Raw genomic sequence first — 983 nt, 5'->3', positions numbered from 1 at the left:
GCGGGTAAGGCTGACAAGGATGCGGTGAACCTTGGCCAGTTGAAGGAAGCGGGCCTGGTCACGCAGGTGGACCCGAATGACCCGAACAAGGGCGTGACGTCGCTGGCGGTGACGTACGACGATGCGACGAAGTCGAAAGCGACGCTCGGCGGCACGGAAGGCACGACGCTCACGAACGTGAAGGCCGGCCAGGTCAGCGCGCAGAGCAAGGATGCGATCAACGGCGGTCAACTGCATGGCACGGCGCAGAGCGTGGCGAATGCGCTGGGCGGCGGTTCGTCGGTGGATGCGAACGGCGGGGTATCCGCGCCGACGTACAGCCTGACCGATTCCGCGGACGGCTCGAAGCAAGTCGCGTATCACAACGTCGGCGATGCACTGGAAAACCTGGACGGTCGAGTTGCGGGCAACACGGGCGACATCACGAACATCAAGAACGCGTTCACGAACACGGGTCTGGTGGACGGCAATGGTCACACGCGTGCTGCAGTGACGTACGACAAGAACCAGGACGGCACGCCGAACTACGGTTCGGTGACGCTGGGCGGTGGAAAGTCGGCGACGCCGGTGAAGCTGTCGAACGTTGCGCAAGGCACGGACGGCAAGGACGCGGTGAACGTCGATCAACTGACCGAAGCCATTCGTGGCGTGGAAGGCGGGATGAATCCGCTGGCGGTGGCGTACGACAGCATCCAGAAGGACAAGGTGACGCTGAGCGGCGTAGGCGGCACGACGCTGTCGAACGTGAAGGCCGGCAAGGCCGACATGGACGCGGTGAACGTGTCGCAACTGAAGTCGTCGGGCCTGATCGGCGAGGACGGCAAGGCGCTGGCCGCGGTGACGTACGACAAGAACGCGGACGGCACGCCGAAGTACACGTCGGCGACGCTCGCCGGTCTTGGCGGTACGACGCTGTCGAACGTGAAGGCCGGCAAGGCCGACATGGACGCGGTGAACGTGTCGCAACTGAAGTCGTCGGGTCT

General features: G+C 64.4%; 1 pseudogene. It reads left to right on the top strand.

The window, feature by feature from the left end:
* Positions 1-983 (top strand): annotated as a pseudogene (locus WT24_RS18770) (hypothetical protein); the annotation flags it as partial.

Origin of the sequence: Burkholderia sp. MSMB1078WGS, from assembly GCF_001528895.1 — a bacterium.
Taxonomy (GTDB): Bacteria; Pseudomonadota; Gammaproteobacteria; order Burkholderiales; family Burkholderiaceae; genus Burkholderia.
The sequence above is the reverse complement of the archived record's forward strand: the minus strand, read 5'-3'. Positions and strand labels throughout refer to the sequence as shown.